18 protein-coding genes are annotated in these 21,855 nt (G+C 71.4%); 6 read left to right on the top strand and 12 right to left on the bottom strand.

The features are described 5' to 3' along the window. Nucleotides 1–302: 302 nt before the first annotated feature. Nucleotides 303–1,394, top strand: coding sequence for a serine/threonine-protein kinase (locus WME90_RS37760; RefSeq protein ID WP_437276925.1), 1,092 nt, complete (start codon nucleotides 303–305; stop codon nucleotides 1,392–1,394). Between the two features lie 158 nt (nucleotides 1,395–1,552). Next, a complete protein-coding gene (locus tag WME90_RS37755; RefSeq protein ID WP_437276924.1) occupies nucleotides 1,553–1,900 on the top strand; it encodes a hypothetical protein in 348 nt (115 codons plus the stop codon). A gap of 142 nt (nucleotides 1,901–2,042) precedes the next feature. On the opposite strand, the gene WME90_RS37750 is transcribed toward WME90_RS37755, so the two are convergent. Together WME90_RS37750 and WME90_RS37745 are read right to left on the bottom strand one after the other, a co-directional pair. Beyond that, nucleotides 2,043–3,893, bottom strand: a complete 1,851-nt coding sequence (locus tag WME90_RS37750) for a permease (protein WP_437276923.1) — start codon at nucleotides 3,891–3,893, stop codon at nucleotides 2,043–2,045. Nucleotides 3,894–4,088: 195 nt separating this feature from the next. Next, nucleotides 4,089–4,541, bottom strand: coding sequence for a Fur family transcriptional regulator (locus WME90_RS37745; RefSeq protein ID WP_437276922.1), 453 nt, complete (start codon nucleotides 4,539–4,541; stop codon nucleotides 4,089–4,091). 748 nt (nucleotides 4,542–5,289) lie between these two features. Here WME90_RS37745 and WME90_RS37740 point away from each other — a divergent pair. Further along, the gene (locus WME90_RS37740; RefSeq protein WP_437276921.1) at nucleotides 5,290–6,198 is read left to right on the top strand and encodes a zinc metalloprotease; all 909 of its coding nucleotides are present in this window, start codon (nucleotides 5,290–5,292) and stop codon (nucleotides 6,196–6,198) included. A gap of 84 nt (nucleotides 6,199–6,282) precedes the next feature. Here the strand turns inward: WME90_RS37740 and WME90_RS37735 are convergent, their stop codons facing one another. The 6 genes from WME90_RS37735 to WME90_RS37710 form a co-directional block, all read right to left on the bottom strand. Beyond that, entirely contained in the window at nucleotides 6,283–7,050 is a 768-nt protein-coding gene (locus WME90_RS37735) for a hypothetical protein (RefSeq protein ID WP_437276920.1), read from the bottom strand. Nucleotides 7,051–7,443: 393 nt separating this feature from the next. Then, on the bottom strand, nucleotides 7,444–8,280 hold the full coding sequence (locus WME90_RS37730) for a CPBP family glutamic-type intramembrane protease (RefSeq protein WP_437276919.1): 837 nt from the start codon (nucleotides 8,278–8,280) through the stop codon (nucleotides 7,444–7,446). Continuing rightward, entirely contained in the window at nucleotides 8,262–9,413 is a 1,152-nt protein-coding gene (locus WME90_RS37725; RefSeq protein WP_437276918.1) for a peptidase MA family metallohydrolase, read from the bottom strand. The genes WME90_RS37730 and WME90_RS37725 overlap by 19 nt, the downstream gene beginning before the upstream one ends. After that, entirely contained in the window at nucleotides 9,410–10,318 is a 909-nt protein-coding gene (locus tag WME90_RS37720) for a hypothetical protein (RefSeq protein WP_437276917.1), read from the bottom strand. Before WME90_RS37720 ends, WME90_RS37725 begins: the two co-directional genes overlap by 4 nt. A 58-nt stretch (nucleotides 10,319–10,376) precedes the next feature. Continuing rightward, the gene (locus tag WME90_RS37715) at nucleotides 10,377–11,375 is read right to left on the bottom strand and encodes an NAD-dependent epimerase/dehydratase family protein (protein ID WP_437276916.1); all 999 of its coding nucleotides are present in this window, start codon (nucleotides 11,373–11,375) and stop codon (nucleotides 10,377–10,379) included. 88 nt (nucleotides 11,376–11,463) lie between these two features. After that, nucleotides 11,464–12,600 (bottom strand): hypothetical protein, encoded by a 1,137-nt coding sequence (locus tag WME90_RS37710; RefSeq protein WP_437276915.1) that lies wholly within the window; start codon nucleotides 12,598–12,600, stop codon nucleotides 11,464–11,466. A gap of 176 nt (nucleotides 12,601–12,776) precedes the next feature. Here WME90_RS37710 and WME90_RS37705 point away from each other — a divergent pair, with 176 nt between their 5' ends. Next, a complete protein-coding gene (locus WME90_RS37705) occupies nucleotides 12,777–15,020 on the top strand; it encodes a cyclic nucleotide-binding domain-containing protein (protein WP_437276914.1) in 2,244 nt (747 codons plus the stop codon). A 49-nt stretch (nucleotides 15,021–15,069) separates the two neighbouring features. Here WME90_RS37705 and WME90_RS37700 read toward each other — a convergent pair whose 3' ends face one another. Both WME90_RS37700 and WME90_RS37695 read right to left on the bottom strand, forming a co-directional pair. Continuing rightward, nucleotides 15,070–16,737 (bottom strand): serine/threonine-protein kinase, encoded by a 1,668-nt coding sequence (locus WME90_RS37700; protein ID WP_437276913.1) that lies wholly within the window; start codon nucleotides 16,735–16,737, stop codon nucleotides 15,070–15,072. A gap of 86 nt (nucleotides 16,738–16,823) precedes the next feature. After that, on the bottom strand, nucleotides 16,824–17,855 hold the full coding sequence (locus WME90_RS37695) for a serine/threonine-protein kinase (RefSeq protein ID WP_437276912.1): 1,032 nt from the start codon (nucleotides 17,853–17,855) through the stop codon (nucleotides 16,824–16,826). Nucleotides 17,856–18,418: 563 nt separating this feature from the next. Here WME90_RS37695 and WME90_RS37690 point away from each other — a divergent pair. Continuing rightward, on the top strand, nucleotides 18,419–19,123 hold the full coding sequence (locus tag WME90_RS37690; protein ID WP_437276911.1) for a helix-turn-helix domain-containing protein: 705 nt from the start codon (nucleotides 18,419–18,421) through the stop codon (nucleotides 19,121–19,123). A gap of 94 nt (nucleotides 19,124–19,217) precedes the next feature. Here the strand turns inward: WME90_RS37690 and WME90_RS37685 are convergent, their stop codons facing one another. Beyond that, nucleotides 19,218–19,670, bottom strand: a complete 453-nt coding sequence (locus WME90_RS37685; protein ID WP_437276910.1) for a hypothetical protein — start codon at nucleotides 19,668–19,670, stop codon at nucleotides 19,218–19,220. A 488-nt stretch (nucleotides 19,671–20,158) separates the two neighbouring features. Between WME90_RS37685 and WME90_RS37680 the strand changes: the two genes are divergently transcribed. Next, entirely contained in the window at nucleotides 20,159–21,676 is a 1,518-nt protein-coding gene (locus WME90_RS37680; RefSeq protein ID WP_437276909.1) for a hypothetical protein, read from the top strand. A 23-nt stretch (nucleotides 21,677–21,699) separates the two neighbouring features. Here WME90_RS37680 and WME90_RS37675 read toward each other — a convergent pair whose 3' ends face one another. After that, the gene (locus WME90_RS37675) at nucleotides 21,700–21,837 is read right to left on the bottom strand and encodes a hypothetical protein (protein WP_437276908.1); all 138 of its coding nucleotides are present in this window, start codon (nucleotides 21,835–21,837) and stop codon (nucleotides 21,700–21,702) included. Nucleotides 21,838–21,855 lie beyond the last annotated feature (18 nt).

The following is a 21,855-nucleotide window of genomic DNA, read 5'->3' as shown; positions in this document are numbered from 1 at the left end:
GCCCCGCTCTCTTCGACGCTCGCCGTCCTGTTCATCGAGCGCCGATGACGCCGAATCGAAGCGTCATGGCATCGGAAAATCGGCGGATCTCTGCGCTTGCAGAGGCGTTGAGGCGGGCTTTCGCCTCCTCGGCTCGCGAATTTTTGCTTCCTGCTGGAGTTCGCCGCGCCGCGGTACCGCTCGTCCATGGGTCGGGCTATCCTCCGCTCCAGTTCCGACGGGGGCGGTGTTAAAGGCAGCTCCTCCTAGGGTCCCCGGTTCGTCCGTTTCCTCCAGCTCCCCAGCGACACCTCGGCGCAGCAGTGAACCCCGGCGATCTCATCCAGTCCCGCTACCGGCTCGTGAAGCTCCTGGGCCGAGGCTCCAGCGGGTCGGTGTGGGCCGCGAAGAACGTGCTCATCGACCGCGACGTGGCGCTCAAGGTGATGAGCCCCGACGTGGCCGGGGACGCCGTCGCGCTCCAGCGCTTCTTCAACGAGGCGAAGGCGAGCGGACGCCTGCGGAGCCCGAGCATCGTCGAGATCCTCGACCTCGGTCAGGCCGAGGACGGCTCTCCGTTCCTCGTGTTCGAGCTGCTCGTCGGCGAGGGGCTCGACGAGTGGCTGCAGCGCGAGCACACCATCGAGCCCGAGGTGCTGGTCGATGTCTTTCTCGGCCTCGCGCGGGCGCTCGACATGGCTCATCAGCAAGGCATCGTTCACCGCGATCTCAAGCCCGCGAACATCTATGTACACCGCAACCACCTGGGCGAGCGGGTGGGGAAGATCCTGGACTTCGGGATCAGCAAGGTGCTCGAGAAGGAGCACAACTTCGCGCTGACGCGCACGGGCTGCGTCGTCGGCTCGCCGGCTTACATGTCGCCCGAGCAGGCCGCGGGGCGCGAGGACGTGGACGCCCGCGCCGACCTCTGGTCGCTGGGCGTCGTCATGTACGAGGCGCTGACCGGGACGCTGCCGCACCAGGCGCCGAACTACAACGCGCTGATGGTTCGCATCCTGAGCAAGGACTGCGATCCGATCATCGCGCGCAGGCCGGGGCTCCCGCCGCGCCTCTGCCAGCTCGTCGACGCCTGCCTCCGCCGCGAGCGCGACGAACGGATCGCCTCGGCGGGCGCGGTCGCGAAGGAGCTCGAGGCCGTGCTCCGCGAGCTGCGGGCCGCGCGCTTCCGGGGACAGAACGGGCGGCGTGCCTCGGACACCAGCCTCGGTGGAAGCGCGGATCTCGCGCCGGAGACGGAGAGCGCGGCGGTGCGCGGCGGCGGCGCCACCGGGACGCTGGGGCGGCTCGTGCAGCACGGCAGGCGGCTGCCGCCGGCCATGCTCGTCGCGGCGGGCGTCGGGGTGGTGCTCTGGGCGATGGTGCTCGTGCTCATCGGCAGGTACTGGATCCGCTGAGCGACGCGGCCCGAGAGGGCGAGCGAGCGCGGTGTGTGTGTCCACGGGAGGCGCGTCAGGTCGCGCCTTGCGGCAGTGCGTATCGGGGCCCCATGTTGGCCCCACTTCGAGCCATTCCATGAGCTCGAAGCGGGCATTGCTGGAAAGGACGCAAGTCGATGCATGACCACCGCACTCACGAAGCGCACGCCCACGTTCACGGGCAGGGATGTGGACATCAGGCGTTGCGGCACGGAGACCACGTCGATTACCTGCACGACGGACACCTGCATCATCCGCACGGCGACCACTTCGATGAGCACGTGCTCTCGGTCGGCAAGGAGAACCCCGACACGTGCACGCCGAGCCATACGTGCGCCGATCACGAGGCGGCGCACATGCACGGGGCGGGCTGCGGCCACCCGGCGGTGCCGCACGGCGATCATTTCGATTACCTCGTCGGCGCGCACCTGCACCATCCCCACGGCGATCACTGCGATCACCACGGGTCGGTCCAGCTCGGGTGATCGCCGCGTCGCGCCGCGCCGGAGCTCCGGCGCGTGAGGGGGATGCCGCGGGGCGGCGCGCGAAGGAGACCGGCGAGCGGCGCGTGCGGGAGACCGGCGAGCGAGGTCTCCTGAAGCGACGTTCTGGACAGGTCGACGTGCGTCAGCTGAGCGGCGCGCTGTGATCGTCCGGTGCGCCGCTCGCGCCGCAGTGATGCGCGTGTGCGCAGGCCGCGTGCGCCTCCTCCGGTCCGGACGCACGGGCGTCACCGGCGCTGCGCATGCCGCCGAACCATGCGCGGGGGCCGAGCCTCGCGAAGCTCGAGAGCAGGAGCGCGCCGAGCGCCGCCGCGCAGACCCACTCGACGGCGGAGCGCTCCTGGGACGCGAGCTCGTGGAGGTCCGGGATCGCCGCGCGGGGGACGAGGGCGTTCGCGACGAGACCGAGCGCGACGGCGAAGGTGATGCTGGAGAGCGCGGACGCGGCGGAGACGCGCGCGCCGAGCGACCGGCGCAGCGCGGCGAGCGACGCGAGGTGGGTCGCTGGCCCCACCACGAGGAACGCGAGCGCCGCGCCCACCGAGAGCCCCTTGTGGATCATCACCGCGGCGAGCGGCGCCGCGCCGAGCGCGCACATGCGGACGGGCACCGCGAGGAGCGCGCTCACGAGGACGTCGGCAGGCGCGCCGAGCGCACGCGCGGCGGCAGGCGCGACCGCCGCCTCGAGGACGGCGGCGAGCGCGAGGCCCACGACGTACCACGCGGCCACGTGATCGAGCGCTGGACCGACGGCCTCGGAGACGGCGGCGCGGAGCCGCGCGCGCGGCGACGCCGCGATCCCGGCGGCGAAGGGCGGCGCGCCGCCGAGGGGCGCAGCGGCCGAGCCTCTCGCTCCGGTCAGCCTGGCGATGAGGAGCGCGACCACCACGGCGAGGAGCGCGCCGCCCGCAACGCGCGCCGCGGTGAGCTGCAGGCCGAGCACCCGCAGCGAGAGCAGCGCGCCGCCGGGATCGAGCGCCGGGGCGCAGACGACGACGGCGGCGACCGCGGCGACCGGCGCGCGCGGGAGCCGCTGCAGGAGCGGCGCTACGCCGCACACGCAGAGGGGCAGCGGCGGACTGGACATCAGGCCCCGGGCGGCCTGGGGCGGCGGCGCGCCGCCGCGCAGCCACCCGGTCGGGCGATGCAGGACGCGCGGGGCGAACGCGCGCAGGAGCCCCGCGCAAGCGAGCCCGGCGAGCACGGCGGGCGCCGTCTCGACGAACAGCGGGACGAGCGACTCGGCGATCGACAGCTCGGAGGCGTGAGCGCTCGTGAAGCAGCTCTCCGGGCTGGGGAGCGCGAGCGCGACGCAGAGCCCCGAGGCGAAGGCGATCGCGCTCGCCGCCCGCGCGCGCGCGCCCCGGGGCGGCGCCTCGTGCGTGTGGACCACGAGCCGCAGGAGGACGCCGAGGCCGAACGCGATGAAGCCCTCGAGCGACTCGTGGGGGAGGCTCGCCATGGCGCGCTGGCCGAGGAGGGCGCCGAGCAGCGTGAGCAGCCCGAGGAGGCCGAGGCGCGCGGCGAGCTGCCGCCACCCCCAGGCGGGCAGGAAGCGCGCCGCGAGCGACAGCCCCTCGGGCAGCCGGTGCACGACGACGGCGCTCGCGAAGAGCACCCCGTCCGCGTTGCCGTCGGCCGCGGCCACGGCCAGCGCGAGCCCGGCGCCGTCGAGCAACCCGTGCACGGCGAGCGCCGAGAACGCGATCTCCCGCCCCAGCACCTCGCCGGTGTCACGCCGCCGGTGCTCGGTGAGCCAGAGCGCCAGGTACCCGAGCGCCGTCCAGACGATCGCCTGCGGGCCGATCTCCTCGACCGCGTGCGGCAGGTGCCGCGAGAGGACGAGGGCGGGCACGAGGCCGAGCGTCAGCCCGTCGAGCGCCGACGTCGGCAGCGCCCGGCGCCGGCCGAGCGCCACGAGGAGAGGCCCCGCGGCGAGGCCGGCGATCGACAGGACGACGACGAGCGCGAGCATGGGCCCGGGGGGCTATGCCCGAGCCGCGTAGCCTAATCAATATCAAATTGATGTTGCAACCAAGATGCACCAGCGGCCGGCAGGCGCCGCACGGCGCGTCGTTCACGCGGCTCGGGGCTCCCGGCGCTGGGAGCCGCCGGGGGCGGAGCGCCGCCGGCGACCGGGAATGCTCGCGGCCGAGGGCTGCTCAGCCGCTCAGGCCTGCACGCACCGGTCGCAGCGACCCTTGATCTGGATCTGGAGGCCCTTCCGGCGCAACGCGCGCGGCGCGCCGCGCGCCGCCTTGATCTCGATGCTCTCGTCAGGGAGGCAGAGCACATCGCCGCACGTGTCGCACATGAAGTGGGGGTGCTCGTCCGTCGCGTGGCTGCCGGTGGCCTCCCGCAGCTCGAACCGCCAGAGGTGGTCGCCCATGTCGGTGCGGCGCACGAGCCCGGCGTTGGTCAGATCGATCAGGTTCCGGTAGATGGTGGCGCGATCCCACCCCTTCGGGGCGAGCTCAGCAGCGAGCTCCGCATGGCTGACGGGCGTCCTCGAGCGGCCGAGGCTCTGCAACACGGCGATGCGCGGCGAGGTGGCTCGCAGGCCGGTCGCCCGGATCTGCTCTCGGAGCTGCTCCGCGGACTGACCTGCTTTCGAACGCGCCATGCGAGACATCTACCGTCGCAGGGAGAGCACTGCAATCACGATGCACGACGCCCGTCGGCCGCGCGGCGCCCGGGTCGGCCGCGCGCCGTCGCGAGCGAGATCGCTCGACCGCCGCCGAGCTCGACGCGCCCCGTCAGCGAGTGCGCGGTGTCTGGCCTCGCTCGGAGCGCGTGGGCGGCGCGGACCCGAGCGGGCCGGTGGTGGCGAGCGCCGACCCGGCGCCGAGAGAATGTGGCAGGCGGAGAGTTGGATAACGTCGTGCGCCTAGTTTCGAGCGTCGCTCGAGCTGCACAGGCCAGGCGGATGGGCGCGCGGCGCGGCGCTCCTCGGGAAAGCTCCTCGAAACCAGGGTGAGGTCCTCGGCCTGCCCCGAAGGCGCGGAGGACATGGAACAGGTGGAACGGCCAGGTCACCCTCGTCTGATCTCGAGTCGATGGCCGCTCCCTCGGTCAGGGCCGTTCCCGATGCGTGCTCCATAATGGAGCGATCGCTCCAAGTTGGAGCAATCGACGTGTCCGCTCCGCGCAGGCCAAGGCGCCGCGTCGCCTCGGTGCGGCCAGGGGGATCCTGTCGGTGTTCGGCGAGAGGGCGCAAGATACGCAAGACGACCAAGACGACCAGAACGACCAAGACGTGGAATCTTCCTTTATCGTCTCCGGTGGAATCATCCCTTTTGGAATTGAACCGATTGTGATCGTGGATATATATTCATGCTTCCTTTGCGGGGACCGAACCAAGGAGAATGTCCATGCGAGCTCGGACGTGTGCGGATGTATTTGCCTTAGTCTTGATCGCTGCCTTGGGCGCCGCGTGCGGCGCCGACCCCTCGACCCCCGCGGAGGATGCGCCGGCCGTCGCCGACGTCGAGCCTGAGCAGGTCGAGGATGCGCCGGCTCCGCTGCGGCGCGGCTGCGCCACGGTCGAGCTGAGCGATGTTGAGAAGGACGCCGTCGAGCAGTTCGTCCGCAGCCAGGTGGCCCTCGGGTTCTCGGCGGGCACACCCGTCGAGATCCCCGTGCACGTCCACGTCATCAGAAAGGGCCTGGGCCTGTCGAACGGCGACGTGACGGACGCGATGATCGGAGCGCAGATGGATGTGCTCAACGAGGCGTACGCGAACACCCGCTTCAGCTTCACGCTGTCCTCCGTCGATCGGACGACGAACGCGACCTGGTACACCATGTCGTCGGGCTCTGTCGCCGAGCGGCAGGCCAAGGCGGCTCTCCGTATCGGTGGGCCAGATCACCTCAATCTCTATACGGCCAACCCGGGCGGTGGTCTGCTCGGCTGGGCGACGTTCCCCTCAGGCTACGCGGCCCGTCCGACCGACGACGGCGTCGTCCTGCTCTATTCCACGTTGCCCGGCGGCAACGCGGCGCCGTACAACGAGGGAGACACGGGCACGCATGAGGTCGGTCACTGGCTCGGCCTCTTCCACACGTTCGAAGGCGGCTGCAACAAGAGCGGTGACGGCGTCACGGACACGGCGTCCGAGCGCAGCGCCGCGTATGGCTGCCCGCTGAACAGGGACAGCTGCCGGGGAGGTGGGCTCGACCCGGTCCAGAACTTCATGGATTACACCGACGACTCCTGCATGGATGGGTTCACAGCAGGGCAGGCCGATCGCATGTCGGCTCACTGGGATGCGTATCGTTGATCGGTGGATGATGTGAGAGCGGGGCCGGCGGGCGGCGGGCGATTCCGCCGCTCGCCGGCTGGACAGCGCGTCCGTTAAAGTCGATTACATCGACTTGATCTGGGCCCGGCGCTCGAAGCTCCGGCTCTCGGAGAGGACGCGCGGCGGGGGCTCGGCCGGCGCCGGCCCCACGCTCGAATCCCTGTCTCCCTGCGCCAGGCGCTGCTGGCGGCGGTTGCCGGCCTGGACGCCGAAGTACACGCCGAGGAAGGTCACGACGCCCCAGCCGAGCAGGCCGAGGGCGACGAGGCCGGTCTGGCGCGACGAGTCGCCACCGAGCTGGCTGATCTCCTCCATCGGCGCCGACAGCTTGCTCACCTCCTTCATCGGCTCACGCAGCGTCGCGACCTGCTCCATCGGCTGCTTCAGCCCCGCGACGTCGCGCATCGGTGCGTTCAGGGCGGCGACGTCACGCATCGGCGCGTTCAGGGCGGCGACGTCCGTGAGCGGGCCGCGGATGCCCGCGAGGCTCTCGTTCATCGCGGCGATGGTGGCCTTCATCTCGCTCAGCCGATCCATCGACTGCTCGAGGCTCGCGGTGTCCTTCAGGCTCCGCTGCATCGCGTCCATCGACCCCTTGAGCTCGGCGAGCCGATCCATCGCGGCCTGCATCTCGGCGAGCTTCTCCATCGGCTGACGCAGCTCGGCGAGGCGATCGATGCTCTCCTGCGAGCTCCGCAGCGTCTGATTCGAATCCTCGATCGTCGCGCGGGTCCGCCGCATCTCCTCCGTCGTTGCCTGGATGGAGCGCGTGTTCGTGTCGATCATGGTCGCCATGCCGCAGCCCGTCGACACGAGCGCGAGCAGCATCATCGGCGCAATCCGAAGGATCCTTTCGCAATGCATACGTAAGAGTTGGTTCCTCGAAGGCGCCGCGTCAATGTGCGCTTGACGCGCTGCGCTGAAATATGACATAGCCGTGTCCGAGGGGTGAGGCGCTGTGGGACGCTGCGCGTTCCCGCCCGCGCTCTGCGGCGCGCGGCACGTGCTCTCACGGCGCTGTGAAATGTCGGTGTCGGTCCGGTGGATGTGACGCGCCGAGCGCTGGAAGCCGGACGCCGGAGGTGGAACGGGAGAGGCCGAGTGCGCCGCCGCGATGGACACGGCGTTTCCAGCGCCGCCGTCCGGAGCTACAACGCAGGCGAGGCGCGCTTCATGCCGGCGAGGCGGCGAGAGCCCCGGGGCGGCGGTGCGGGGCGAGGGCGCTCACCGCGCCGGACGATCGGGCTGCGGCGCGCCGGCGCGGAGGGCGAGCGCGGCGAGGATCGCGAGCAAGGCCGCGCCGAGCCAGGCAGGCCGGCCGAAGGCCTGCGTCCCGGTGGCGAGCGCGCCGTCGACCCACGTGGCATCGAGCAGGGCGCCGCGCAGGCCCGCGCCCGCGAGCGCGGTGAAGCTCGCGTGGACGGCGACCGCCGCGAACACGCCGCGGCCGCGCAGGAAGAGCGCCGCGGCGAGCGCGCCGAGCGCGGTCGCGAGGGCGAAGCTCGACGCGGACGCGCCCGGCGCGAGCCCGAGGGCGGCGCCGTGAGCAAGGGCGGAGAAGACCAGCGCGGCGCGAGCCGAGAGGCCGGCGCGCGCCGCGGCGGCGAACGGGATGCCGGTGAGCAGGAGCTCGTCGCGGACGGCGAGGGCGATCGCGCGCGCCACGGCGAAGCCGAAGCCCACCGAGGGCGCCCCGGCCTCGACGGTCGCCCACCCGAGCACCACGGAGGCGCCGAGCGTGAGCAGCACGGCGAGCGCGCCCAGCGCCGCGCCGAGCCCGACGCGACGGGCGACGCGCGCGCGGCGATCTGGGCCCTCCCGCTCGAGCGGATCGGTCCACTGCACGCCCGCCCGCGCCGCGACGACGTCGGCGACGACCGCGCCGGCGAGCGCCGCCGCGAGCGGGCTCGACGACAGGAGCACGGAGACGATCTGCAGGCCCGCGGCGAGGCCGACGAGCCAGGCCGCGCCGAGCGCGAGCTCCGTGAGGCGGCGCTTCGGACCGGCGGGACCAGGCCGAGGATCGGCCTCTTCCGCGGCGTTCAGTGGAGCGTGTGCCACTGGCCGTTGTGCTCCACCTTCGGGACGTCCGCGTCGCCGTCGGCCTCGTTGCGGTGACGCGCGCCCAGGGTGGCCACGAGCTGGACCGTGGACGGGCGCGCGGGCCGGTGGCGCGCCTCCGGCGCCGCGCGGAACCTCCGGCGCGGCGCTGGAGCCGGCGGCGATCTCTTGGCGCGGCGCCGCCGCACGGCCAGCCCGCCGGAGATGAGCAGCCCGAGCACCAGCAGCGAGCCCGCCAGCACGGGGACGAAGCCGTAGCGGCGCGCGACGTCGGCGCGCCACGCGAGCTCGAGCTCGCGGCCCGTCGAGGCATAGGCGGCCCTGAGCGCGGCTTCGAGCGGCACGCCGGCGCGCACGTGCGCCAGGGCACGCGCGAAGCCCTGCCGCCGCTCGCCATCGACGAGGAAGCGAACGACGTCGGCCGCTTGCGCGTAGGCCAGCGAGCCGGCCGCCTCCTCGGCGCCCGGCGAGCTCGCCTCGAGCTCGTCGAGCGGAAGGAGGCGCCCCCGGAGCGCGGCGACCGAGAGCGCCTGCGCGCGCCGAGCGACGCGGTCGCCGGCCGCGTGGGCGGCGAACCCCTCGTGGAACCATCGTGGGACCACGGCGCCGCCCGTCGCCTCGTCCAGCGCGAGGTGCGCGAGCGCGTGGCGGAAGGCGCCCTCGAGATCGGGCGTCTCGACGCCGAGCCGCGGAGAGGCGCTCAGGACCGCGAGCCGCAGCGCGCCGAACGAGACGGCGGTCGCGGGGCCCGCGAGGCCCCCGGGCACGAGATCGTCGAGCTCGGCAGGCACATCCGCGATCCGGACCTTCACAGGAGCGGCCAGCACGTTGCGGCCGAGCAGGGCGCCGAGCTCGGCGCGTATGTCGCCCGCGCGGGCGATCAAGGGGCGGACGCGGTCGCGGGTCGACGGGTGATAGGCGAACTCGATCCAGCCGAGATCCTCGGTGTGGTACGCCGGCGGGGGCGGCGGGATGGCGGGGGCGGCGCTGGCGTCGACCGACGCGGCGGGCGCGTCGTAGACGCGGGGCGCGGCGCCGGCGAGCCGCGCGGGCGCGGCGAAGACCGCGACGCACAAGCACGCGGCGAGCTTCAGCCCCAACGCCGCCGGGCTGCGCCGGGAGGAGCGCGTCATGGCGCGATCCGACCCCGGAGGTGCACGGTGTCGCCGTCATCGCTGCCCGTCTGGGCGAGCACCAGCACGACGATCCCCGTCGCAACGACGCCCGCGATCGGCCCCCAGAACCAGGGGGAAGTCCACGTCGAGCGCCGCTCCGGCGAGCCGCGGCCGCTGCGCGAGGCCTCCGGCGCCGCGGGGGCGACGTCGGCGCGCGGACCCACCGGCCCGCCCCGCGATGCGGGCGCCGGCTGCGTCGCGGCGCGCCCCGCCGCGCCTCCGCCTCGTTCGTCTCCAGCGAGCAGCGCGTGAACGGCCGCGCTCGCGCCGGGCCAGTCGTAGGTCGCTACGGCGGGGGCGGCCGCGCCGTCCGCGGATCGCTGGACCGTCGCGCCGAGCTCGAGCGGCGCGTAGCTCGCGCCTGCGACCCGGAGCACGCGCGCCACGGGGTGGTCGTGCGCCGTGCTCACCGCGACGACGAGCGCCGCGCCCGCTCCCGCGCCGAGCGACGCGAGCAGCCCGCGCGCGACCGGCTCGGACTCGGCGCGCCCGGCGGAGCGACGCACCTCCGCGAGCTCCTTCACGGCGGCCGGCGCGTCGGGCCGCGGCGGATCGCCGGCGAGCACCTGCGCGGTCGCCTCGTCGATGGGCGGGCGAAGCGCGGGGTCGCCGTAGATCGCGCGAGCGAGCGAGCGAGCCGCCTCGGCGCTCGCCTCGTCCACCGCCACCACGACAGCGCCGCGCAGGGCCGACCGCGCCGCGGGGGCGCCCGGCGCTGCGCGCGGAGCCGACGCCGCGGTGCCCGCGTCCGGAGCCTCTGCGGCCGCGCCGTCACGAGGTGGCTCCGCGGCCCGCGCGGGCGCCGCCGCCAGGCCGAGCGCCATCGCGACGAGGCCCGGGGCAGCCGGCGGACAGCGGGACATGCGTTTACCGTACGGAGGGCGCGGGCGAGCGTCAAACGGCGCGCGGCGCGGCGTCACGTCACAGCCAGCCGTGCTCGCGGTACCAGGCGACCGCTCGGCGCGTGCCGTCGGCCCAGCCCACCTCGGGCGCCCAGCCGAGCTCCCTGCGGGCGTCGCTCGAGTCGCAGACCCAGTGCGACGCGGACAGCTCGTTCAGCTTGTCGCGCGTCAGCATCACGGCCTTGCCCGTGAGGCGGCCGAGCCCCTCGCTCGCGAGCGCGGCGCCGCGCATGAGCGAGAACGGGACGCCGACGCGGACGAGCGCCCGCGCGCCGAGCGCCGCCTCCACGTCCGCCAGCATGTCGCGCCACACGTACACGCTTCCGTCGTCGATGAAGTAGGCGCGGCCGCTCGGCACGTCGCTCTCGATCGCCCGGATGCACGCCGCGGCCGCGTCGGAGGCGTAGATGACGCTGAGCGTGTTCCTGCCGTCGCCGAGCATCGGGAGGAAGCGGCGCGCGACGCTCTGGAAGAACGCGAACGACTCCTGGTCGCGCGGGCCGTAGATCATCGGGGGGCGCACGACGACCACGGGCAACGCGCCCTTCTCGGCGAGGACCAGCCGCTCGGCCTCGAGCTTCGAGCGCCCGTAGCGCGTCACGGGAGCCGGGAGCGCGTCGGCGGCGACGGGGCGCCCGTCCAGGCTCGGGCCGATGGCCGCGAGGCTCGAGACGAACACGAACCGCCGCACCGCCCCGGCCGGCGCCGCCTTCGCCGCGTCGAGCAGGTTCCGCGTGCCGCCGACGTTGACCCGGAAGAACTCCGCCTCGTCGCGCGCCTTGACCAGCCCGGCCGAGTGCACGATCGCGTCGACGCCCGGCGGGCCGACGACCGCGCGGCGGACGCTCTCCGCGTCCTCGACGGCGCCGTACGCGAGCTCGACGCCGCGCAGCGACGACAGGAACCTCGTGTCCGACGAGCGCCGCACCAGGGCGACGACGCTGTGGCCCTGCCGCACGAGCTGCTCGGCGACGTGCGAGCCGAGGAACCCGCTCGCGCCCGTGACAAGCACCCTCATCGATCCGCTTCTCCTTTCCGGTCCCAGCGCGCGCCGCCGCCGCCGCGAGGCGCGGGCGCCCACGTCGAGCCGCCGGCGCCCGCGTCCATCACAGCGCCCGCTCGTAGACGCGGTACTTCTTGTGGACCCGGCCGCCCATCAGCCGGATGCCCGCGTTGATGGCGGCGTTGTCCTCCAGCGTCCACCCCAGCTCGCCGCCCTCCATGCCGAGCAGATGCGCCGCGCGGTTCATCTCGACGTAGAGGAAGGCGCTGAGCCCGGCGTAGCGCCGCACGTGGCGCCACTTCTTGCGGATGCCGAGCACGACGAGGCGCCCGCGCTTCGGGCCGCGCACGCGCAGCCGCCACAGCAGCTTGAAGATGCCGGTGGGGAGGAGCTTGCCGTGGAAATCCTTGATCAGCTGGTTGAGGTCGGGCAGCCCGAGCGACACGGCGGCCGGCTCGCCGTCGATGAACGTGATCTTGGTGAGCTCGGGCATCAGGATGAGCCGCACGTCCTTCGACCACTTGACGAGCTCTTTCTCGGTCATCGGGACAAAGCCCCAGTTGTCGCTCCAGGCGTCGTTGTAGACGTCCATGAGGATCCGGATGTCGCGGAGCAGGTTCTTCGGATCGCCGCAGCGCGTGTGCACCTCCGGCATCGCCAGGACCTCGGCGTGGGCCTTCTGCGCCCGGGCGGGGACGTTGCCGACCTCATAGCCCCACGCGTAGAGGTCCTTCACCTTCTCGAGCCCGGCCTGCTCGATGAGCCGGCCCTGGTGCGGCCGGTGGTAGGGCATCATCATCACCGGCGGGAGCTCGAAGCCCTCGATGAGGCAGCCGATCTCCTCGTTGGTCGAGAGCGAGTAGGGGCCCCGCATGCGCTTCATCCCGCGCGCGCGCAGCCAGCTCGCGGCCTCGGCGAGCAGCGCCCCGGCCGTCTCGGCGTCGTCGATCGTATCGATGAAGCCGAAGGAGCCGGTGTCGTCGCGGTGGACCCGGAGGTGCTCGTGATCGACCTGCGCGGTGATCCGGCCCGCCGGTCGGCCGTCTTTGTAGGCCACCCACGCCGTCCCCTCGGCGTGCTCGAAGAACGGGTTCTTCTTCTTGTCGAGCCGATCGGAGATGTCCAAATCGAGCGGGCGGATATAGTTGGGCTCACCCTCGTAGACGGTGTCGACCACGTTCAGGAAGTCCTTGAGGACCTTCTTGTCGCCCTTCCGAAGCTCGCGGATCTCGATAGCCATAGGGTCTGAGCCCGTACCTTCCGAGGCGCGGCGCTGCAAGTGGCTCGCACGGACGTGGTCTCGGCCCTGATCGCGGAGCACCGCGCGCTGCGCTGATCACACGACGCCGCGCGCGCGAAGCCGGTAAGCTCTCGCGGAGGGCCTGTCCGGCCCCCGGCAACTCAGGTGGACGCAGGATGATGACCCCGAAGGAGTTCCAGAGGCAGTTCAAGCGGTTGCTGATGAGCCGCGTGGAGGGCATGGACTGGGAGGACAAGCTCGCCCGGGTCCGCCAGTACCTGCGCCAGCTCGAGGCGCGTCAGAGCCCGGAGGAGGAGTCGGCCGAGCTGTCTCCGTCGCTGGAGCTCATCCCGTTCGAGCCCGGCAAGCGCCCTGTCGACGAGGCGCTCTATCCAGGGCACGGGTGCAGCGAGCGCGTCGGCTGCATCAACACCTCCGGCGACCCGTCGGAGCTGGGCGACGAGGTGTGGCTGCTCTACAGGCTGCGCGATATCTACGCGTTCGTCGCCCCCTTCGAGCGGCCGTTCGAGGTGACCATGTCCGCCTGGTTCCTCCCCGCGAGCCCCGGCGACGGCGAGCCATGCCCGGTGCCCGGGCTCATGGACGTGCCGCTCAGCCCGCAGATCGTCTCGACCTCGTCCTACCCCGTCCCGATGCTCGAGCCCGCCCCGTGGAACTCGTTCCATCAGACGGTCTACGTCGCCACCATCGCGCCGGCGCGGCAGCTCGTACCGCACCCCCCGGGCGAGGAGACCGGCGGCGGCTATGCCTGGAGCGACCTGCCCGAGTCGTTCCGGCGGCGCATCCCCGACGGCGCCGAGCCGTTCACGTTGGCGAGCCTGTTCCGGCAGCAGCTCCGGATCGAGATCAAGCTCAGCGAGGCGGGCAGGACGGTCTCCTCGGAGTCGACGGACATCGAGGTCTTCGACACCGGCCGCTTCGGCTCGCTCTATGCGCGCCTGCTCGACCGGCTCGTCAAGGCGGACACGGAGATCCAGCAGCGGGCGCTCGGGATCGACGAGCTCCACGTCGGCTATCACCCGTGGTTCCCCGTGCTGACCATCGGCATGGACAAGGCCCTCCTGTACCTCCGGGCGATCCACCAGGACCTCGAGCAGCACCGGCGCAACCTCCCCGACCCCCGCTGGCTGCTCCGGGTGGGCCTCTACCTCGAGCTGCTCACGTGCCTCGGCATCTTCGAGGCCGTGAAGCACGACTACCCGGACATGCTCTCGCCGGGGGAGCGCGAGGCCTTCGAGGAGGGCGCGGCGTTCGCGCCCATCCGCGCGTCGATCGACGTCGGCGCGTGGGCGCAGGTCTGGGACATGCGGCACATCGCGCCGCGCGCGGCCGGCTTCTTCTCGGCCGGGCCCGTGAGCCTGACGAACCTGATGCGCAAGCAGAAGGCCACGCTCGCCTTCCTGCACGCGCACCACGCGGACCTGCAGAAGGCGATCGAGCTCGCCGGCCCTAACCTGTGGAACGCGCAGGAGACGTGGCACCGCGTGTTCCGGGACGCGGAGCGGGCGGTGCTCAAGAACAACGTGCTCGCGTTCCCGGAGCTCGCGCACCTCGATCCGCGGTGGCGCGACTTCGCGCTCTGGCACCAGCGGGGGGACATGCGGCTGTTCGGGCTCAGCCTGATGCCCGAGGCGCTGACCGGGCTCTTCGGCGACCAGGACGGCATCTTCCCCGCGGCGTGCCGGCAGTACCGGAAGTCGATGAACGACGTCGCCCGGTGGGCCGCCGAGCGGAACCTCATGGATTACACGGGCGACGAGTGCATCCCGCGGAACGCGAGCCTGCTCGAGGCGTACATGGAGAAGAACCCGTCGCACCTCGCCGCGCTGCAGCGACGCGATGGCCACGGGACCGCGCCGTCGATCGAGCTCGAGGAGCCGAGCCAGGCGACGCGGGAGGCGAGCGCCGAGGACCTGATGACGCTGCTCCGGAGGACGCCGGTCTTCAAGCCGCTGCTCGATCGCGAGCTCCGCAAGCTCGCCACGAAGGCGCGCCGGATCGAGTACGGCCCGCTCGACCGGATCGTGCTGCAGGGGCAGCGGGACTCGTCGATGTTCGTCGTCGCGTCCGGCGCCGTCGAGGTCCTCGTGCGGCACCCCGACGGGCAGGACTCGACGGTCGCCGCGCTCGAGAAGGGCGCGGTCTTCGGGGAGTTCGCGCTGCTCACGGGCGAGGAGCGCACCGCGACGGTGCGCGCCGTCGACGAGGTGGTGCTCTACCAGATCACGAAGGAGGCCCTGCAGCCGATCATCGAGGCGCGCCCGCAGCTCGTGATCGAGCTGAGCCTGCTCATGGCGTCGCGTCAGGCCCACCTGCGCGACGCGGCCGAGCGCTACCTCGAGGCCGAGGAGAAGGTGCGGAGCCTCGCCGGGCGCATCCGGCGCTTCGTCCTCGGCTGATCGCGCTCGACCCCGCGTGGCCGGCCGGCGCCGCTCGGCCCCTGCGCGCTCAGCCCTTCAGGAGCCACGCGAGGGCGTCGGCCTCCGCGGTGAAGAACGAGTACTCGGGCAGCCCCATGGCAGCCGAGAGGCGGGAGATCTGCATCTTCGAGAGCGCGCTGTTCACGAGGTTCGCCGCCTTGCGCATGCCGTGCTCGACCGCGTACGCCATCGTTTGCTCGACGTAGGGGCTCACTTCGGGCCTCTGCGGAGGGAAGTCCGCGATGTCGGCGAGCACGTACCAGGGCTTCCCGAGGTGGAGCAGCGTCGCGGCCTTCTGGCGGAAATCGTCGAGGTACGCCTTGCCCTCGTCGATGTCCCAGAACCCCCAGACCTTCACGTGGAGGACCCCGGTCGACGCGTCGGCCCTGACGTGGAACCGCCGCTGCGGGATGCGCTCGCGCCGCGACGTGAGATCGAACCGCCTCGACGACTCGCTGCCGGAGATGCTCGTCCGGCCCGGCGGGTCCAGGGGCGGCGTCCGGGGCCGGGTCTCCGCGAGCTTCGATGCGAGCGGCGATGCAGGGGGCGACGGCGGAGCCGAGCGCGAAGGCGGACTCGAGGGCGACGGCGGAACCGAGCGCGGGGGCGGGCTCGGGAGCGAGGGCGGAGCGGGGTGCGAAGGAGGCGTCGTGGAGAGCTCCGGCACGGTGACCGTCGGCACCTCCGCGAAGCCCTTCGCCGTTCCGGGCTTCGACGGCAGCGTCGGGTCGGTCGGGCTCGGGTTCGGCGAGGGCGCCGGCGGCTCCGGCAGCAGGACGACGCGCGAGGCCCGTGGGACGGGGACGCCGAGCGCGGCGGCGAGCGCGCTGACCGCGACGGACGCGCGCTCGAAGCGGTCTTCCGACTTGAGCGCCGTCGCCTTGAGGAACCAGCCGTCGAACTCCTTCGGCAGCGCAGCCGAGGACCTCCGCGCCGCGCGCGCGCTGGGGGCCTCCATCGCCCCGCGCAGCAGCTCCCCCGCGAGCATGTACGGGGACGGGGTCGCCTCGGCCTCCTGGGCCCAGTACGACTCGCCGACGAGGAGCGCGTACGCGACGTGCCCGAGCGCGTAGATGTCGGCGCGCGGGCCGACGTTGCGCTCGGCCCGGATCTGCTCGGGCGCCATGTACACGGGCGTTCCGAGCATCTGCCGGGTCAGCGTGGAGGCGTGGTGCTGCTCGATGACCTTGGCGATCCCGAAGTCGAGGATCTTCACGCACGGCGACCCGTCGTCGCGGACCGTGACGAACAGGTTGTCCGGCTTGAGGTCGCGGTGGACGATGTTCGCGGCGTGCGTCTTGTCGAGCGCGAGCGCGGCCTGGAACAGGTAGAGCGCGACGTCCTCGGCGGGCAGGGCGCCGCGCTTCTTGACGAGGCTGCCGAGCTCTTCGCCCCGGAGCAGCTCCATGACGAGGAACGGGGTGCCGGTGTCGTCGTCGACCCCGGCGTCCGAGGTCCTGACGATGTGGTCGCTCTCGATGATGCCGGTGATGCGGGCCTCGAGGGCGAAGCGGGCGCGCAGCTCCTCGCTGTCGAGGAGGCTGGGCAGCATCACCTTGAGCGCGCGGCGCGTCGCGGTGACGTCGTCCATCACCTCGTAGACGGCGCCCATGCCGCCCGCCTTGATGACGCGAAGCACCTGATAACGGTTGCGAAACCGCGTGTTCGGCTGCAACAGGCCGGGCGAGGAGCTCATCCTGCGGCCCTCGAATGAGGCATGGTCTGCAACACGCTACCAGCGCCGCTTCCCGCGTCGCAAGGCGGTAGGGCCTGAGAACGTGCTCAGCGCCGGATCGCGGCGCCGGCGGGCTCGCCTCCGGCTGGATCGGCGCGCTCGAGCAGCGGCTCCAGCGCGCTCCAGAGCGCGCGGACGTCCTGGAAGCGCTCCTCGGGGGCGACGGCGAGCGCCCGAGCGACCCAGGCGTCCACCTCGGGAGGCAGGTCGGGCCGGGAGGCGTGCAGGCTCGGCCGCGGGCCGCGGGCTGCGGCGAGCAGGATGTCGACCCGGCTCGCGCCGGTGAACGGCAGGCGGCCCGCGAGCGCGCGGAAGAGCACCGCGCCGAGCGAATAGATGTCGATCCGGTGATCGATCTCCTGGGGTCGGCCTTTCCAGACCTCGGGCGCGATGTAGCTGGGCGAGCCGGGGATCGCTCCCTCGCGGGTGAGGGGGTCGGCCTGCATGACCTTGACAAGGCCGAAATCGAGCAAGCGCACCCGCCCCCGTCCCGCTGCGTCCGCGTGGCCCTGCGGGCCGTCCTCCGTGGCGCGGACCTGCGCGTCGGCGGGCGGCGCGGGGTGGGTGGCACGCGCCGGTTTCCCTCCCTGGTGAGGCGAGGGGGAGGAAGGAACGCCCGTGTCGCTGTCCAGGACGAAGATGTTCGCGGGCTTCAGGTCGCGGTGGACGATGCCGCGCGCGTGTGCGGCGTCGAGGGTGTCGACGATCGGGCGGAACAGCTCGCGGATCTCGTCGTGCGGGAGCCGCTGGTTCCGAGCTTCCAGCCGGCGCAGCGTCGTCTCGAGATCGCTGCCCTTCAGGAACTCCATGACGATGTAGAGGGTGCCGTCGGGCGCCTCGCTGAAGGCGAAGACCTGCGTCGCGCTGGTGCCGGCCAGCTCCCCCATGGCGCGCGCCTCGCGCCGCAGGCGGGCTTTCAGGGCGGGATCGCTGGCGAACTCGGATCTCAGGTATTTGACGGCGACGTGGGTGCCGGTTTGCTGGTCCAGGGCGCGGTAGACCACGCCGTGGCCTCCCTGACCGACCACCTCGATCAGCTTGTACCGGCCGTCGATCACGTCGTCGATGTCGTGGTCCATCGGCAAGCCCTCGGTGCTCGAGCGCGCTGCGTCAGCGTGCCGCACAGCGAGCCTAGGTTGTAGCCGCTTCGGCGCGCTGGCGGTAGGGACGGTTGGGCGCCGCCGGCTTTGCCGGTCGGAGCCGGACCGGACGCGGAGCGGGGAAGCGCGAGCGCCCTGGGGACGCGACCTGCGGGAAAGAGGGGGCGGGGGAAGACGCCGGCGGGGAGGCAGCCTGCGGGGAAGCGAGAGGCAGCCGGCAGGGAAGCGGGACGCAGCCTGCAGGGAAGCGAGAGGCAGCCGGCAGGGAAGCGGGACGCAGCCTGTGGGAGGCGGGGAGAGCGTCTGCGGGGAGGCGGGAAGGGAGTCTGCGGGGAGCGCGCTGGGAGGACGCGCGACGCTGCTCGGGAAGGCAAACACGCCGAGAGGAAGGCAGATGTGACAGGGACGTTGCGGCTGGGTTCAGGCGTCATCCTGAGACGTGACAGAAATCACCTGATGAGCGTCTCCACATCATGACACAGCGACGAATTTGGTTGGTTTTCCGGCCCCGAGATCCCGTGTAAAGTGGCGCCCATCCTGATATGAGATCCGTCCGACAGAACAGCGACCTTCCCCGGGGGAACGGCGCGCTGCCGGTCGCGCTCGACGTGCAGCAGGCCAGACCCGGCGCGCAGGAGCTGGATGAGGCGTGGACCTATGAGGTCGCTCACCCCGATTCGCCGTCGGATCTCACACACGTCGTCGGGGAGAACCTTCGGCGGCTGCGCACGCGGCGCGGCCTTTCACTGGAGCGGCTCTCGAAGATCTCCGGCGTGAGCCGTGCCATGCTCGGCCAGGTCGAGCTCGGCCGCAGCGCGCCCACGATCAACGTCGTGTGGAAGATCGCCCGCGCGCTCGGCGTGCCGTTCTCGGCGCTCGTCAGCGATCGCTCGGCGAGCGGTCCGATGCTGCTGCGCGGCGATCGCGCGAAGCGGCTGACGTCGCACGACGGCAAGTTCACCTCGCGCGCCCTCTTCCCGTTCGATGCACCGCGAACGGTCGAGTTCTATGAGCTGCGCCTGGCTCCCCTCGGCGTCGAGAACGCCGACCCTCACCCGCCCGGAACGACCGAGAACATCGTGGTGTGTCACGGCACCGTCGAAATCAGCGTCGACGGACAGCGATTTTTGCTGGCGACAGGGGATGTGCTTGTGTTCCAGGCGGATGTCCCGCACGTCTACCGCAACCCGGCGAACGTCGACTCCCTGATGTACCTGGTGATGACATATTCGCTGTCGGCGCCCTGAGGCGCGGCGCGCTCCTGCCCGAGGAGCGGTGGATGGACCGGAGAGGCGCTGGAACGCCGGCGCTCCGTTACTCCGAGGAGGCCTCGCGGCCGCGCTACTTGGTCGTGGCGGGCGTGCACATCATCATGGGCATCCCGCCGCACATCATCATCATGGGCATCCCGGCGGACATCATCTTCGTCATGGCCTCGCAGCGCTCCTTCAGCATGTCCATCGACATGCCCTCGGGCGGCATCATCTTGCAGATCATTCCGTCCTTGGTCATCTCACACGACATCTTGCACATCATCGGCATGCCCATGCCCATCATGCTGGGCATCATGCCCATCATGCCGGGCATCATGCCCATCATGGGCGTCATCGGCATGCCCATCATGCCGGGCATCATGCCCATCATGGGCGTCATCGGCGTGCCCATGCCCATCATGGGCATCATCGGCATGCCCATCATGCCGGGCATCATGGATGCGCCAGCGAGCATCTCCGGCGTCGCCATCATGGGGGACATCGTCTGCGGCATCATGGGCATCTGCATTGCGGTGGTCATGGGGGCTCCTGTCGTCGGCGCACGTTGCTTCCGGGAGCCGTTCTAGCCGGTCGGCGTGCGGTCGCAACGCGTTCATCGGGGTGGGGGTCGCTTTGCTCCAGTCTAGCGGAGGGGCCTCCACAGCGTTGGATGCGCCGGCGCCCCGGGCGGACGAGCGTCCACGATAGCGACGGGCCGCTCTGCCCGGGGCGCGCGATCGAGCGGCGCCCAGGCGAGGCCGGGTGTGCAGCGGTCACGATGGTTGACCTGGCGACGAGCGGGGTCGTGCGAGCGTGAGCAGGACGGGCTCGGCCATGTTCCATATAGCGATGCTGTCTCGCGTGCCTGCCCGCCGCTCAAGCTGGTCCGCGCGCGAACGCGAAGGTGCCCTCCGCCGCGAGCGAGCGGGGCAGATTCGCATCTTGCTTCACCCTTGACGGACGCGACGCCTTGGGGCCTCATACGTCACCATGCGCCGCGCTTCGCCTTTTCCGCCCCTCGTCCGCGCCATGCGCGTGCTCGTCCTCGGTGCCCTCCTGGGCACTGCGTCGTGCGCTCAGGTCCTGGGCCTCGACGAGTTCGAGGACTGCGACGAAGATTCCTGCTCAGGAGTGGTCTGGGCGAAGAGCTTCGAGAGCCATGAGGTGGTCTTTCCAGAGAGCGCTCGGCTCGACTCGAAGGGAGACATCCTCCTCTCAGGAGTCTTTCAAGGCACTGTTGATTTTGGTGGCCCGCCGCTGATATCGTCCAATTTCGCTTTCTTTCTCGCCAAGCTGAAGCCGGACGGTAGCCATGCCTTCAGCCGGTGGCTGCGGGTGAACGACTTGGATGGCGCATTGGGATCGCGTCTTTCGGTGCTGCCTGACGACAGCATCGTCTTGTCGGGCCTGTACGAGCAAGCGATCGAGTTTGACGCTGGCGATTCCATCACGGCGCCCACTCTCGATGAGCGTGGTTGTTTCGTGGCCAGGTTCTCGTCCGACAATAAGTTGATCTGGCGGCACAATTTATTCACGGGCACGGGTAGCCTCGCTGTCCTGGATTCGGCGGCTACGCCCGACGGTGACGTGATCCTGGTCGGCTCTTTCAGAGGCGAGGTGAGCCTGGGTTCGTCAACCCTGACGACTGCAGCATCGAAGGACGCCTTCATTGTAAAGGTGGACGGCGAGACGGGTAGTCCGCTATGGAGTTTTCAGTTGGGCGACCCTGAATATACCACGGCAACGACGAGCCTCGAGGCCAAGGCGGTCGCGGTGGATCCCGGCGGTAACATCGTCGTAGGGGGCCGGTTCACGGGATTCACCGACGCCGGCTTCGACAAGAGCATCGGCCCGAGCCCGTCGGGGGCTGGCGCTTTCATGCTCAAGCTCTCGTCCACGGGGGAGCGGGATTGGACCGTTGGCCTCCGAGGGGAGGGGAATGCCTGGGTGACTGACATCGACGTCGATGCGCGAGGGGATATCCTAGCGGCCGGGGCTCTCGCAGGAGCGATTGCCGTCGAGACTCACGGGGTGCGAGGCGCCCACCAGACCAGCGGACCGGCGGACTCGGATATCCTGCTCGTGAAGCTCTCGTCCGCGGGGAATCATCTGTGGTCATTGACATTCGGCGATGATTCGCCCCAGTTAGGCGTGGAACCCAATTCAGGTATTCTTGGATCGGACGTCGAGTTTCTTTCATCTTTCGGGGTTCACGTCGCCGCCGACGCTGCTGGCGACATCGTGCTCGGCGCCGGGGTCGCGGGCGCCGTCGACTTCGGGGGCGGGCCGCTCGGCGGCAGACAGGACCGCGACTGGACGGTCGCGAAGCTGAGCGCTGGCGGAGCGCACCTCTGGAGCAGGCGTTTCGGTGATGCTGCGACAGGGCAAGCGGTGGTCGGCATCGACACGGATCCGGGGACGAAAGCCCTCGTGGCCGTCGGGCTCAACGACGGAACGCTGGATTTGGGCAGTGAGATGAAGGTCGTGGCTCCGGGCGAGTTCAGCGCTGTCGTGACGAAGATCGACCTGGGACGGGTTGGGAGATAGCTTCTCGAACTCAGCAGCGCTGGTCAGTTGATCTGCAGGTTTGCCGCGGCCGTCCCGTCTCGCCCTGCGCCTGCGGCGCCGCCCCCCGGGTTCGTGCCGCCGGTGCCGCCATGGCCGGGGGCGCCCGTCGTGCAGCTGTTGTCCGCAAACGTGAAGGTCACACTGCCGGATCGCGCCAG

Source organism: Sorangium sp. So ce375 (assembly GCF_051473855.1).
Taxonomy (GTDB): Bacteria; Myxococcota_A; Polyangia; order Polyangiales; family Polyangiaceae; genus Sorangium.
The sequence above is the reverse complement of the archived record's forward strand: the minus strand, read 5'-3'. Positions and strand labels throughout refer to the sequence as shown.